Source organism: Halomonas sp. MCCC 1A11062, assembly GCF_021404355.1.
GTDB classification, from domain to species: domain Bacteria; phylum Pseudomonadota; class Gammaproteobacteria; order Pseudomonadales; family Halomonadaceae; genus Halomonas; species Halomonas aerodenitrificans.
The window spans coordinates 121030-134799 of sequence record NZ_JABFTW010000003.1 but is presented as its reverse complement, the minus strand read 5'-3'; the positions used below and the strand labels follow the sequence as shown (position 1 = coordinate 134799).

The 13770-nt window shown below is 64.0% G+C and carries 12 protein-coding genes; 6 read left to right on the top strand and 6 right to left on the bottom strand.

Features of this window, described 5'->3' with window-relative positions; all coding sequences use genetic code 11:
- A complete protein-coding gene (locus tag HOP58_RS04780) occupies positions 1–1266 on the top strand; it encodes a TadG family pilus assembly protein (RefSeq protein ID WP_010627864.1) in 1266 nt (421 codons plus the stop codon).
- A gap of 68 nt (positions 1267–1334) precedes the next feature.
- Here HOP58_RS04780 and HOP58_RS04775 read toward each other — a convergent pair whose 3' ends face one another.
- Together HOP58_RS04775 and HOP58_RS04770 are read right to left on the bottom strand one after the other, a co-directional pair.
- Complete coding sequence (locus HOP58_RS04775; protein WP_010627865.1) at positions 1335–2261, bottom strand: DNA-binding response regulator; 927 nt, start codon at positions 2259–2261, stop codon at positions 1335–1337.
- A 227-nt stretch (positions 2262–2488) separates the two neighbouring features.
- A complete protein-coding gene (locus tag HOP58_RS04770; protein ID WP_234254195.1) occupies positions 2489–3460 on the bottom strand; it encodes a tripartite tricarboxylate transporter substrate binding protein in 972 nt (323 codons plus the stop codon).
- A 158-nt stretch (positions 3461–3618) separates the two neighbouring features.
- Between HOP58_RS04770 and HOP58_RS04765 the strand changes: the two genes are divergently transcribed.
- The 4 genes from HOP58_RS04765 to HOP58_RS04750 all read left to right on the top strand — a co-directional run bounded on the left by HOP58_RS04765 (position 3619) and on the right by HOP58_RS04750 (position 7945).
- On the top strand, positions 3619–4824 hold the full coding sequence (locus tag HOP58_RS04765; protein WP_234259763.1) for an NAD(P)/FAD-dependent oxidoreductase: 1206 nt from the start codon (positions 3619–3621) through the stop codon (positions 4822–4824).
- Positions 4825–4950: 126 nt separating this feature from the next.
- Entirely contained in the window at positions 4951–6264 is a 1314-nt protein-coding gene (gene egtB, locus HOP58_RS04760) for an ergothioneine biosynthesis protein EgtB (protein ID WP_234259702.1), read from the top strand.
- 1 nt (position 6265) lies between these two features.
- On the top strand, positions 6266–7246 hold the full coding sequence (egtD, locus tag HOP58_RS04755; protein ID WP_234259701.1) for an L-histidine N(alpha)-methyltransferase: 981 nt from the start codon (positions 6266–6268) through the stop codon (positions 7244–7246).
- 48 nt (positions 7247–7294) lie between these two features.
- Entirely contained in the window at positions 7295–7945 is a 651-nt protein-coding gene (locus tag HOP58_RS04750) for a hypothetical protein (RefSeq protein WP_234259700.1), read from the top strand.
- Between the two features lie 110 nt (positions 7946–8055).
- On the opposite strand, the gene HOP58_RS04745 is transcribed toward HOP58_RS04750, so the two are convergent.
- The 4 genes from HOP58_RS04745 to HOP58_RS04730 form a co-directional block, all read right to left on the bottom strand.
- Entirely contained in the window at positions 8056–8394 is a 339-nt protein-coding gene (locus tag HOP58_RS04745) for a YqjK family protein (protein WP_010627871.1), read from the bottom strand.
- Positions 8375–8776, bottom strand: a complete 402-nt coding sequence (locus HOP58_RS04740) for a phage holin family protein (protein ID WP_010627872.1) — start codon at positions 8774–8776, stop codon at positions 8375–8377. The genes HOP58_RS04745 and HOP58_RS04740 overlap by 20 nt, the downstream gene beginning before the upstream one ends.
- The gene (locus HOP58_RS04735; RefSeq protein WP_010627873.1) at positions 8776–9108 is read right to left on the bottom strand and encodes a DUF883 family protein; all 333 of its coding nucleotides are present in this window, start codon (positions 9106–9108) and stop codon (positions 8776–8778) included. The genes HOP58_RS04740 and HOP58_RS04735 overlap by 1 nt, the downstream gene beginning before the upstream one ends.
- A gap of 79 nt (positions 9109–9187) precedes the next feature.
- A complete protein-coding gene (locus HOP58_RS04730; RefSeq protein WP_010627874.1) occupies positions 9188–10204 on the bottom strand; it encodes a phospholipase A in 1017 nt (338 codons plus the stop codon).
- Between the two features lie 137 nt (positions 10205–10341).
- On the opposite strand from HOP58_RS04730, the gene mscK reads away from it, so the two are divergent.
- On the top strand, positions 10342–13767 hold the full coding sequence (gene mscK, locus HOP58_RS04725; RefSeq protein ID WP_234259699.1) for a mechanosensitive channel MscK: 3426 nt from the start codon (positions 10342–10344) through the stop codon (positions 13765–13767).
- Positions 13768–13770 lie beyond the last annotated feature (3 nt).

The following is a 13770-nucleotide window of genomic DNA, read 5'->3' as shown; positions in this document are numbered from 1 at the left end:
ATGAACGTTCGCAACGTAAGGCGCGGCCGTTACGGCTCGCCGCAGCGCCAGCGCGGGGTTTCCATCGTGCTGCTGGCCGTCGGTCTGTTCATGCTGCTGGCCTTCACTGCCCTGGCGGTGGATGGCAGCAATCTCTACGTGGCCAGAAACGAGCTGCACAACGCTGCCGATGCCGGCTCCCTGGCCGGCGCTCGGATGCTGTATACCGCCGATGGCAGCTCGGTCAATGCGGATGCCAACCAGATAGCCACCGATGCGGCCATGGCCAACGACAGCCAGAAGGAGGCAGTCGAGGTGTTGAGTGCGCTGCGTGGCCACTGGAGCTTCGCCACGCGCACTTTCACCCCCAATGACTCCCTCGATCCGGTGGATCTGTTCGGTCGTACCGCCGAGGATCTCGATAGCGACCCCAATTTCATCAACGCCGTGGAAGTGGTGACGGCCCGCCAGCAGAGCCAGGTGGCGGCCTTCTTTGGGCGTATCTTCGGCTTCGAGGGCTACGACGTGACGGCGCGCTCGGTGGCCTACATCGGCTTCGCCGGTAACCTGCGCCCGGAGGACGTGGACCAGCCCATCGCCTTGTGCCGACAGGCGCTGGTGGACCCTTCGGGCAACTACTCATGTAGCGTGGGCCGCTTCATCCCCGAGGGCGACCAGACCGGTGGCTGGACCAATTTCAAGCACAATCACAGCGGAGCATCCAGCGCCAGCGAGCTGAGGTCGTTGGTATGCGGCGATGGCAACCCCAATGAGCTGCGCTTCGGTGAGAACATCGCCACCAACAACGGTCAGGTCAACTCAGCCTTCGGCGATCTCTATGACTGCTGGGTGGAGAAGACTGGCAAGCAGAGCGTCTGGACCCTGACGCTGCCGGTGATCGACTGCGATTCGGGTGTTGCGCCGAGCAATCCGCTGATTGGTGCCGTGACCGTCAACATCGTATGGATGAACGATCAAGCCAACCAGATCGACCAGCGGGCGCCCCAACAAATGCAGCTGCCGCCGGAAAACAGCGGCGGCACCTCGCCAGGCACCTGGAGCCATAGCAGTACCAGCGGCGTGGATCGCTGGAACAGCTTCGTGAATACCTTCAACTTGCGCAAGGCCAATGGGAGCATGGCCCACTGGAACTCTCAGCCACAGCAGAGTGGCTGGCAGCAGAAGAGCATCTACTTCCTGCCCAGCTGCAGCTATCACGATCCCAAAGGTCAGACGGGGGGCGAGAACTTCGGCATTCTGGCGCAGATACCCGTCCTGGTGGATTAGTTGGTGGGGCAGTCACACTGGCGCCGGCGAGAGCCGGCGCCATCGTTTTCGCCTTGTTCTCCCGTGGCTCAGGGCGAGACTACCTGGGGGCAGGTTGAGTCTTGCAGTTGGTTGGTGCTGATCAAGGGGCGAGAGGCCGGGGTCAGCTTGTCGTACGGATTTATCGGCATCGGTTCCACTACAGCGGCGCTGGCGGGTGGCTGAAGGTGCAAGCGCTGACGGTAGTGTGTCGGCGTATGGCCGACATGCTTCTGAAAGGTTCGCGTGAAGTAGGAGAGATCGCGAAAGCCGACGCTGAAGCAGACATCGGTGATGGACGTGCGAGGATTGGCCAGCAATCGCTTGGCTTCGTCGATGCGCCGCTCGAGCAGGAATCCCTGGAAGGTGTTGCCGGTGAGCTTGCGAAACAGTCGGCTGAGTTGAAACGAGGTGATACCGCACTGCGCTGCCACTTCCGCCTGGGCCAGCTTCTGGTACAAATGCTGCTCGATATAGCTGATGGCCCGCTCCAATTGGATCTGCTGGCTGCTGGTCGTGCAGCAGCGCAAGCGCGCTTCGGGCGGAATCCTATTGACGACGGCGGTCGCCTGTTTACGTTCTTGCGAGCCGGGATTGAGCGATCGTAACTGAGCAAGGCTGGCCACCACGCCTATGAACCTGGCCAGGTCGACGGGCTGTACGAAGTAGTCCCAAACTCGAGTGCGAAAGGCCCACACCGCCAGGCTTTCCGAGTGTGCTTGGGTGATCATCAGCAGGGGCACCGAGGCCGCGTGCTGCTTGGCTTGTCTGAGATCGGTAAGGCCCTTCAGATCAGGGTAGTCATACTCGAAGCAGGCAACGATGGGGGGATTAGAGAGCAGAATCGGAAGCGGGTCCTGCTCTGCCCCGACGAACTCGATGCGATAACCCTTTTGCCTTAGTGCAACCACATAGTCTCTTTCTTCAGGCTCATTCAGTGTGCGTAATACGATGAGTACGTAGGCGTGAGCGGACATGAGCGGTGTCCCTCCTGAGTCCCTTGCGTATGTTACTTTATGTGTTTTAGTTCTTGAGGCCTACTTTGCTCTTGTTTATTAGTAATGTCGGCGTGTAACCTTTTGTGATGGGTTGTCTTAGCCAATGTAATAGATGGCGAGGAAATATCTGGGTGATATTTCTCATGCTGAAGTATTACTTTTCTAGTCAATAAGACCGGCTCCGAGGAGCCGGTCTCGTGGGTCAGTCACTCTTCCACGCCGCCCATCTCTTCGATCAGTGCGGCGAAAGCATCGCGCTGCTCGTATAGGGTGTCGGTGAGTTCTTCCTCGTTCATGTACTGTACCGGCAGCAGCAAGCGCTCTTCGGTCACTTCGATGAAGCGCTCGTCCTGGGTGGCCGCCTCGAGGGCCTCGGCCAGCCGCTCGGCACGCTCATCGGATACGTCATGCGGCAGCACGGCCATCAGGATGTCGCCCGGTGTGATGTCGTAGCCGGCTTCCACCAGGGTGGGGGCATCGGGAAAGGCCACCAGGCGATCGGCAGCCAGGCTCAGCAACACCGGCATCTCGCCGCTGTCGGCATAGCCCGAGTGGGTTCCGCCGCTGTAGGCGAAATCGACGTCGCCGGAGAGAATCAGCGGTGCCATGCCGGCGCCGCCTTCGGTAGGCACGATGCGCAGATCGAGTCCTTCCTGTTCGGCAATATAGTCAATGATGAGCCGGTCCTGAGCGGTCTGGGTGGCATAGCTCACGCCAGGGTTCTCGCGCGCGTATTCCACCAGCTCCTCCCAGCTGTCGCCGAAGGGGCGATCCTCGCCGGTGACGAAGCCGGCCTGGGCCAGGGAGACCGCACCGACATAGCGGAAATCGTCCAGCTCATAGTCGGTCTCCATCGCCAGCGGGGCGAAGGTCAGCGGCGAGGAGGGGCCATAGAGGAAGGTATAGCCATCGTCGGTATTGTTGGTCAGGCGGGTCAGGGCCACTCCCATGCCGGCCCCGGGCTGGTTCACCACGTTGACCGGCTGGCCCAGTTCCTCTTCCAGTACGTTGGCCAATACCCGGCCCTGGATGTCGGTGCTGCCGCCCGCGCCGAAGCCGATCACCATGGTGAGCGGCTGGCTGGGAAAGTCGTCGGCATTTACGGCAGTTGCTCCTACGGCCAGCAGTGATGCCAGGGCAACGGAGCTGGTCAACAGTGCCTTCTTCGGATACGTCATCGTCAAGCCTCTAACTTATTGGAATGATGTTTCTTCTGTTGGCTCAGTAAACCTAGCACACTAACGAGGCGGCGATCCTCCCGCCGTGGGTTTGCCCGCTTACAGCTGCTAGAATGCGCAGCCTCGAAGTGGCAACCCGGTGGGCGACGCAGGTGAGCATGCAAGCGGATGTGGTGGTGATCGGCGCGGGCGCCGCCGGACTGATGTGTGCTCTCACGGCGGGCTACGCCGGGCGGCGTGTGCTGGTACTCGACCATGCCAACAAGCCGGGCAAGAAGATCCTCATGTCGGGCGGCGGGCGCTGCAACTTCACCAATCTGGCCACCGGCCCGGCCAACTTCTTCTCCGCCAATCCTCACTTCTGCATTTCGGCATTGAAGCGCTATCGCCCCGAGCATTTCGTCGAGCTGGTGGAGCGCCACGGCGTGGAGTACGTGGAGAAAGCGCCGGGCCAGCTGTTTTGTGCCCACTCGGCCAAGGATCTGCTCGGCGTGCTGCTCGCCGAGTGCGAGTGGGCCGGGGTGGAGTTGCGCTTGAAGACCACCGTGGAGCGCATCGAGAGGGCGGGTGAGGGCATGCGGCTCGCCACTTCTGCCGGCCGCATCGAAGCGGGCGCGGTGGTGATCGCCACGGGCGGGCTCTCGATTCCCACCATGGGTGCCACCGGTTTCGGCTATGACGTTGCCCGTCAATTCGGCCTCGACGTGACGCAGACGCGTCCGGCGCTGGTGCCGTTCACCTTGACCTCACAGTGGAAGGCGCGGGCGGCCGATCTGGCCGGGGTGAGCTGCGACGTGGCGGTGAGCGCGATACGTGAAGGCCAGCGCCTGGGGCCGGGGCGGCAGCGGTGCTATCGCGAGCCGATGCTGTTCACCCACCGCGGCCTCTCCGGTCCCGGCATGCTGCAAATCTCGAGCTACTGGCAGCCCGGCGACGAACTGGAGGTCGACCTGCTGCCAGGGTTCGACATTGCCGACGCACTGGCCGAGGCGCGCCAAGCGGCACCGCGACGTCAGCTCTCCACCTGGCTGGGCGAACGCCTGCCGCGCCGTCTGGCCCAGGCGCTGGTGGAGTGGCACGGTGAAGACCCCACCCTGGCCGAGCTCTCCAACTCCCGCATCGAGGCCTGGCAGGAGCGCCTGGGGGCCTGGCGGCTCAAGCCCGCAGGAACCGAGGGCTGGCGTACCGCCGAGGTGACCTTGGGCGGCGTGGACACCACGGCGATCTCATCGAAGGACTTCAGCGTCGACGGACTGCCGCAGCTGCGCTTCATCGGCGAAGTGCTCGACGTGACCGGCGAGCTCGGCGGTTACAACTTCCAGTGGGCCTGGGCCTCGGGGGTGGCCTGTGGGGGCTCTCTGTAGCAATTGAAGGGAACGCGACAAAACCTTACCTAACGTAACCGGTGGCCTGGGGCAGCCTTGCTACGCTGGATAGAACTGTTCGTCTGGATGGTTCGTCACGGATGTGGCTCGTCACAGGAGTGCGCCATGCCCCCCTTAGCTCATGAGTTGGCCTCCCCCCAGCAGTTGGATACGCCCGATACCCTGCACACCAAGGAGTGGCTGAGACGCTACCAGCGCATACGCCAGGCATCGGAGCGGCTGTGCGAGCCGCTGTGCACCGAGGACTACGTGATCCAGAGCATGGATGACGTCAGCCCGCCGAAGTGGCATCTCGCCCACGTCACCTGGTTCTTCGAAGCGTTCATTCTCGTTCCCTTCCAGCCCCGCTACCGACCTCTCGACCCCATCTACGACCACCTCTTCAACTCCTATTACGAGACCCACGGCGTGCCCTTTCCGCGGCCGAGTCGCGGTACGCTGTCGCGCCCCACGGTGGCCGAGGTGTACCGCTTCCGTGCCCATGTCGATACGGCCATGGCGGAGCTGCTCGATTCGCCGCCACCCGAGCATGCCGAGGAGATCGTCCGCCGCGTCGAGCTGGGGCTGCACCATGAGCAGCAGCATCAGGAGCTGCTGCTCATGGACATCAAGCACGTCCTGGCCCAGAACCCGCTGTGCCCGGCCTACCGCGACGACCTGGCGCTACCGACGGCGGAGCTCCCGGGCGAGCTGGCCTGGCTAGAGCATGCCGCCGGCATCCGCGAGATCGGCCACGACCTGCAAACCGGCTTCGCCTATGACAACGAAGGGCCGGTGCATCGGCAGTTTCTCGAGGCGTTCCAGTTGGCCAATCGACCGGTGACAAACGCCGAGTTCCTGGCCTTCATCGAAGACGGTGGCTATACCCGCCCGGCGCTGTGGCTCTCCGATGGCTGGCAGCAGGTCGGCCAGGCCGGCTGGCAGGCGCCGCTGTACTGGGTCAAGCGCGAGGATGGCTGGTACCACTACACCCTGGGCGGATTGCGGCCGGTCGACCCGCAGGCGCCGGTAGTGCACGTGAGCTTTTTCGAGGCCGATGCCTATGCGCGTTGGGCCGGGGCGCGGCTGCCGAGCGAAGCGGAGTGGGAGGTGGCGGCCTGGGACGCATCCATGGGCGGCAATTTCGTCGAGAGTGACCACCTGCAGCCGGTAGCCGCGACGGCGCGGGGCAGTGCCATGGCCCAGCTGTTCGGCGACGTGTGGGAGTGGACCGGCAGCGCCTATCGGCCCTATCCGGGATTTCGTGCGCTGCCCGGCACCCTGGGCGAGTACAACGGCAAGTTCATGTCGGGGCAGATGGTGCTGCGTGGGGGCTGCTGTGCCACGCCAAGCGATCACATTCGCCCGACGTACCGTAACTTCTTCCCGCCCCACGCCCGCTGGGCGTTCTCCGGTTTCCGCCTGGCCAGGGAGGCATGACATGAACCCATTCGTCACTTTTCACGATCAGCACTCGCCGGAGGCGGTGGGCTCGCTGAGCCAGGAGCTGATGGTGGGGCTTGCCGCCACGCCGAAATACACCTCACCCAAGTTCTTCTATGATCGCCGCGGCTCGGAGCTGTTCGACGCCATCTGCGAGCAGCCCGAGTACTATCCCACCCGCACGGAAGAGGCGATCCTGCGTGCTGCCGTGGGGGAGATCGCCGAGGTGGTGGGGCGCGATGCAACCCTGATCGAGCTGGGCAGCGGCGCCAGCCGCAAGGTGCGGCTGCTGCTCGAGGCGCTGCATCCGGCGTGCTATCTGGGCGTGGACATATCGCGGGACTTTCTGCTCGACAGCACCCGCCGCCTGGCCGCCGACTACCCCTGGCTGGAGGTGCATGCGGCCTGCGCCGATTTCTCGCAGCCGATGCGCTGGCCCGAGGGGTTGTCGGGGGAGCGTCCGGTGGCGTTCTTTCCCGGTTCGAGCATCGGTAACTTCACTCCGGAAGAGGCTGAAGCGTTCCTGGTGGGACTGGCGCAGCTGCTCCCGCCCGGAGGCGGGCTACTGATCGGTGTCGACCTGATCAAGGATCGGGCGATACTGGACGCCGCCTACAACGACGCCGCCGGCATCACGGCGGCCTTCAACCTCAACCTGCTGGAGCGGCTGCGCCGCGACTTCGATACCGAAGTGGATCCGTCGCGGTTTCACCATCTTGCTTTCTACAACGAAGCCGAATCGCGCATCGAAATGCATCTGGTGAGTCGGTGCGACCAGGCCATTCACGTGGCCGAGGAGCGCTTCTTCTTCGCCGAGGGCGAGAGCCTGCACACCGAAAACTCCTACAAGTACAGCGTGGCCGGGTTTCTCGAGTTGGCGGGGCGCGCCGGGTTCGAGCCGCGGGCGCATTGGACCGACCGCGATGCGCTGTTCTGCATCCACTATCTGGAGCGGGCGGCCGGATGGCGTCACCCGTAAACCGGGCTATGCTGCAAGCAGAACCATGCTGGAAGCCGAGGATCGCCCATGACCATGATTGCGATACAGGACTCTTCCCGGTCCGAAGCCTCTGCGTTTGCCGATCTCGTCGTCGATGAGGCCGTGCGTCAGGCCGAGGAGCGTGGCTGGCAGGCGGTGCGGCTCTCGGAGGTGGCACGCAACCTGGAGCTGCCGATGTCGGTGGTGCTGGAGCGCTTTCGCGACATGGACGCCGTCGCGAATGCGTGGTTCCAGCGGGGCTGGCGAGCCATGCTGGCGGAAAAGCCGGAAACCTTCGACGACTGGCCGGAGCGGGTGCGTATCGAGCACTGTCTGCAGGCCTGGTTCGATACCTTCGCCGCCCATCGCCAGGTCACCGTGCAGATGCTCCGGACCAAGGCGCATCTGCCGCATCCGCACACCTGGGTACCGTTGGTGTTCGATCTGTCGCGCACCGTGCAATGGCTGCGCGAGGCGGCACGTCTGGAAGCCCGTTACGGCACGCGTCGCGCTCAGCTCGAAGAGGTGGTCTTGACCAGCCTGTTCGTGGCGGCGCTGGCGGTGTGGGCAAGGGATACCAGCGAAGGGCAGCGCAAGACGCGTCAGTTCATCGACAAGCGCTTGAAGCGTGGCGAGAGCTGGATGCGATGGGTGCCGAGCGGGGGAAAGCATAGGCATAGGGCCGAAGCGCAGCTCTAGGCTCTGCGAAAAGTGCCTTCGCTCGCCGACTTTTCGTACAAAGCCTAATCCGCCTTTCGAAGCCTAAGCCGCCCTTCGAAGCCCTATTCCGTCTGACTAATCCTAGGTGCTCAGCGAACCCGCTCCAGCAGGTGCCTTGCCCGATGCAGCAGCAGGGCGCCGGCAGCAATTTGCCTGGTCAGCCGAACGAGCATACGAGGATGACGCAAGCCAGCGACCAGCAGGGCGCCCCCGGCCAGATAAGCCGCTCCCCGGTAGTGCTTGATGAAGGGCTTGAGACTCTCCAACTGCTGCCAGCCGGCATTGAGCCCCAGGGTGCCGTGCTTCCAGCGCTCCGCTTCCACCAGCAGGTCGATACGCTGCCGTTCGATGGCGGCGATGAGTTCGGCCTTGCGCTGGGCACGGCTCGCGGCAGCGGGTATTGAGGCGTCAACGTTGCGGCGTGTCACGCGGCTCCTCCATCAGGTGACGGTCCAGCGCGAGCTGAGCCAGTGTCTCCTTGAGCAGAGTATGGCGGCGCGCCAGGCGCATGCCCCAGAGTGCCATGCCGATGCCGCTACCCAGCAGCACCAGAGCGCTGATGCCGATGGCGGCCAGGCGGTGAGTGTCCCAGAACAGTACCACCACCAGCAGGGTCAGCATGCCCAGGCCCAGCAGCAGCAGCAGCAGGCTGAGCCCGAGCATCAGCAGCAGCGTGACGAGGCGGGCGCGCTCCTCTTCGAGTTCGAGAACGGCGAGGCGCAAACGCGTCTCGCCCGTCGCCACCAGATTGGCCAGAATTCGCTTGGCGATGCTGAACAGGCGTTGCGCCGGTCCTTCGCTTGCAGCCATCAACGGCGTCCGATGAGCATGCCGATGACGACGCCCACCGCAGCGCCGATGCCGATGCTGGTCCAGGGATTCTCGTGCACGTAGCGGTCGCAGGCGTCGGCCTGCTGGTGCATGGTGTCGCGTGCTTCGCCATAGAGCCGCTCACCGCGGGCTTCGAGTCGGTCGCGGGTGTCCTTCAGCCGCTGTTCGGCGCGCTCGCGCAGTTCCTTGATGTTGCTGCGGGAATCGTCGGCGGTGGCGTGCACCAGCTCCTCGATGGTGCGGGTGAGCTGGTGCAGGTCTTCCTTGAGTTGCCGAGTGGTTTCATCGGTATGCGGGGTGCGCGTTGCCATGACAGTCTTCCTCTGACGATGAATGACAGCCTCAGCATAGCACTCGCTGATATGAGATCAACGCTGCTCCTGTGGCAAGTCAGCGCACGCCACCGGCGCCGGTGAACAGCGGATTGACGCTGAAGCCGACGCTGATGCGTTGGTTGCGGTGGTCATAGTCGATCATGCTCTCGCCGTACCCGTAGAAGTACTGGACATGGCCGCGGATGTTGCCGAACAGGGGCCAGGAGTAGTCTACCTGGGTGCCCATGTTGCCGGGGCTGGGGTTGCCGCGCACCATGACGCTGGCCTCCTGGTCGCCGTTGAAACGGCGCGCCACGGTCACGTCGCCATAGCCCCAGTAGCGGTCGATGTCGGGATTGTCGTCGTCGCCGTCGGATTCGGGAATGCGCCAGTGGGGTGCCACTGCCACTGCCCAGTCGCCGCGTTGAAAGATGCTCTCCAGGTAGATGCGGTTCCAGCTTCGCGAAAGCGGCATCGAGCGTCCGTTGGAGAGGTGATTGAAGGCCACCCGGTTGCGCGTGTTGGTCCAACCCAGGAAGCGCGAGGTGTTGTCGAAATCGACGAACACCTCAGGCTCGTAGTTGGTCTCGCGGAAGGGCGAGGAGGCATCGGTGTTGTAGGCCTGCCACCAGCTGCGCTGGGTGTAGGCGAAGTAGAGATCCCCGGTGGTGCCCAGGATGTCTTCGAGCAGGTTGACCTTGGCGCTGAACTGGAACTTCACCTCGAGATCGTTGGGGCTGCCGTCGGCATAGACGTCGCGAAAGGCCACCTGATTGGGATGCGTGGTATAACTCAGGGGAAACAGGTAATTTCGCCGGTGCATGGTGATGGCCAGCGGGTTGCGCGTTGATTCCCGCTCCAGCTGACGGCGCTGGGCGATCTCTTCCAGCACGGGGTCATCCACCTCGGCATAGAGGGGGTCGTCCTCTGGTGGCAGAGCGTCGAGCTGAAGCCGCAATGCCTCCAGCTCGCCGCTCAACGCTTCGATGCGAGATTCGAGCGCTTGTCGCTGGGCATCGGCCTCGCCCATGGCGGAGGTGGGCAGCAGCCCTAGCACGGCGGCGCTGGCGAAAAGAAGGGAACGGATGGTCATGGAGGAACTCGAAGCGAGGCATTGAGCTTCCGTTTCTACCATGTCGCCTTGGCAAGTCAACTGCTGGCGCCGCTATTGTCATGTTATTGCACCAGTTGAGCCTCGTTCTGACGAGGGTCGCTGCTACGAGGAATTTCGTGAACGTCACGCTTTACTCCGCTGCCGGTATCTTCCGACGTGCCAGCCAGGCGCTGTGTCTACTGATCTGCTGTTGGATTCTGTTGATTACATCGGCGTTGGCGGAAGATGCCCTGCCCGAGCGCCAGGCAGTGGAAGAGCGCCTGGTCGAGCTGCGTCCCGAAGAGGGAGAGAGCCTGAGCGAGGCCGAGCAGCGCGATGTCGAGGCCCTCGAGGCGACGCTGCGTGCCCTGGAACAGCTGCAAGGGATCGAGGAGCGGATCGAGGGGCTGGAGCAGCGGCTCGAAAGTGCGCCCGCCGAGCTGCTGCGCCTGGAGCGGGAACTGCTGCAGGAAGAGGAGGCTGAGCTCGACCGCTCGATTGCCGAGCTCGACGACACGCCGCTGGACGAGCTGGAGTATCGCCAGCAGGAATCAGTGTTCGAGCTGCAGCAGCTGCAGGATCGCCTGGCCGACGTCAACTCCCAGTTGCTGGCGGCCCAGACGCTGCCGGAGCGGGCCCAGCAGGCCATAGCCGAGGCGATGCAGACGGCCGAGCGCACCCGCCGCGCCCTGGATGCGCTGGAGGCGCAGGGTGTCGGTGAGGACTCGCCCCGGCTGTGGCAGCTGCAAGTGGAGCGACGGCTTGCCGAGCGCACGCTCAGGCTGCGTCAGCGTGAGCTGGGCAGCAATACCCGGCTGCGGGAGCTGACCCAGCAGCGCCGCGACCTGATCACCCAACAGGTTGCGCGCAAGGAGTCCGAGCTGGCCCTGCTGCAGGGGGTGATCGACCGCCAGCGGCGCATCGCCTCGGAGCAGGCGATTGCCGATGCCGCTCGCGACGACCCCCTGCTCGAAGCCGGACACCCGGTGCTGGAGCGTGCTCAGAACGTCAACCGTGAGCTCAGCCTCGAACTGCTGCGGGCCAACGATCGTCACAACGGCCTGGTACGCGAGAGCCTGGCCATACGCAGTCAGCTCGATCACGTGCGTCAGCTACAGCGCAGCTTGAATGAACAGATAGAAGCCATTCGCGGCAGTCTGCTGCTGTCGCGCATCCTGCGCGAGCAGCGCCGCTCGCTGCCCCAGGTCGACCCCGGGCGCAGCCTGCAGGATGAAATCGCCGACCTGCGCCTGCGCCAGTTCGACTTGGTACGCCAGCGCGACGCCTTGCGCCAGAGCGAGCGTCTGGCCAATCAGCGTCTGGAAGAGGCCGGTGTCGAGGTCACTCAGGGGCTGGTGGAATCCTTGCAGGGGCTCTACCACTCGCGCCGTCAGCTCGTCGATCAGCTCGAACAGACCTACGGCAGCCTGCTGAGTGCGGCCATCGAGCTGCAGCTCAATCAGCAGCAGCTGCTGGAAACCACCCGTGAGCTGCGTACCACCATCGATGAGCAGCTGTTCTGGATCGCCAATACCCGACCTCTGGACCTGGCCTGGTTCCGCCAGCTTCCGGCGAACGTGGCCGACGAGTTGCAGCGCGGTGAATGGCGCGGCGTGCTGCCGGTGCACTGGCGTATGCCGGGAGTCGACGCCCTGTCCGGTGCGCCGCTGGTCCTCGTGGCGGTGCTGCTGCTGGGGCTGCGCCGCCGCATTCAGCGTCGCCTGGCCATGCTGCACGAGCAGATCGGCCGCCTGCGCAGCGATTCCCAGGCCCACACGCCCCAGGCGGTTGGCCTCAACGCTCTGCTGGCGCTTCCCGGCCCACTGACGCTGGCCGGCATCGGCATTTCGCTATCGACCATCGGTTCGGGCATCGCCTCGGGCCTGGGGCAGGCATTCCTGCATCTGGCGCTGGCCTGGGGCTTCATTGCCTGGTCACGACGGCTGCTGGTACGCGATGGCGTGGCGACCAAGCACTTCTACTGGCCTTCGGGCTACGTGGCGCGGCTGCGCTGGTTGCTGGGCTGGGTCGTGGTGGCCCTGGTGCCGGTACTGCTGATCTCTTCCCTGGCGCTGGATGGCGAGATCGATCTGTCGTCGCGGCCCATTGCTCTGTTGCTGCTGATTACCGGCCTGTTGGCAATGAGTGTGCTGCTGGCAAGGCTGATCATGGCCCACACCCCGTTCTTCGGCGTCAAGCTGTTCCGCCTGGTGCTGGGGCTGCTCATGGCTGGTGTGCCGCTGGTGCTGGCGGGACTGATCGTATCGGGCTACGAATATACCGCCCTGAGCCTGATCGGGCGCTTTGTCATCACGCTCTATCTGCTGGCGATGTGGATCCTGGTCGAAGCCACAGTGGTGCGCGGCTTGGCGGTAGCGGCGCGCCGGCTGGCGTTCAAGCGTGCGTTGATGCGTCGCCGCGCCCAGGCTCAGGAGGGCGCCGAAGGGGGGCTTGAAGTGGTGGAGGAGCCGCCGCTGGACATGGAGCAGATCAACCAGCAGTCGCTGCGTCTCTCCAAGCTGATTCTGTTGCTCGGCTTCGCCGTGTTGCTTTATCTGGTGTGGTCCGATCTGCTGACGGTGCTGGGCTACCTCGATGACGTGGCGGTCTGGGAAGCTGGCGAAGGCGTAGGTAATGAGCTCGTCACCAGTGCGCTTTCGGTCGCCGACATCTTCGCCGCGCTCCTGATAGTCGTGCTGACCTTGGTGATGGCGCGCAACCTGCCGGGCCTGCTCGAGGTGATGGTACTGTCGCGGCTGGAGCTCAAGCAGGGCAGCGCCTACGCCATTTCGGCGCTGCTCTCCTACACCATCGTCGGTACCGGGCTAGTGGTGGCGCTGGCCACCCTGGGCGTGGCCTGGAGCCAGCTGCAGTGGCTGGTGGCAGCGCTGGGCGTGGGGCTGGGCTTCGGTTTGCAGGAGATCTTCGCCAACTTCGTCTCGGGTCTGATCATCCTGTTTGAGCGGCCGGTGCGTATCGGCGACACCATCACCCTGGGCAACCTCACCGGTACGGTGAGCCGGATCCGCATTCGTGCCACCACGGTGACCGACTTCGACCGCAAGGAAATCATCATTCCCAACAAGACCTTCGTCACCGATCAGCTGATCAACTGGTCGCTGTCGGACACCATCACCCGCGTGGTGCTGGGCTACCGTGTTTCCTACGGTTCCGATCAGGTGCTGGTGCATCGGTTGCTTTACCAGGCGGCCGAGGAGAACCCCCGGGTGCTGGGCGATCCCGAACCCCAGGTATTCTTCATGGACTATGGCGAGAGTACCCTCAACTTCGAGCTACGGGTCTTCGTCAACGCGTTGGGCGATCGGCTTTACGCCACCGATGAGCTCAACTGCCGGGTGGGTGAACTGTTTGCCGAAAACGGCATCAGCATTGCCTTCAACCAGCTCGAGGTGTGGTTGCACCGGGAGGATGGCGAAGAGAGAAAAGTCAAAAGTGTATCGCCCAAGTCCAGTAGGGTGTCTCGTCATCCGCCGCCCGGCGCGGGGGGCGACCCAGGCGATATCGATATCGGCGGCAGCGACGGCGGGGATGGCGGACGCTGAGCA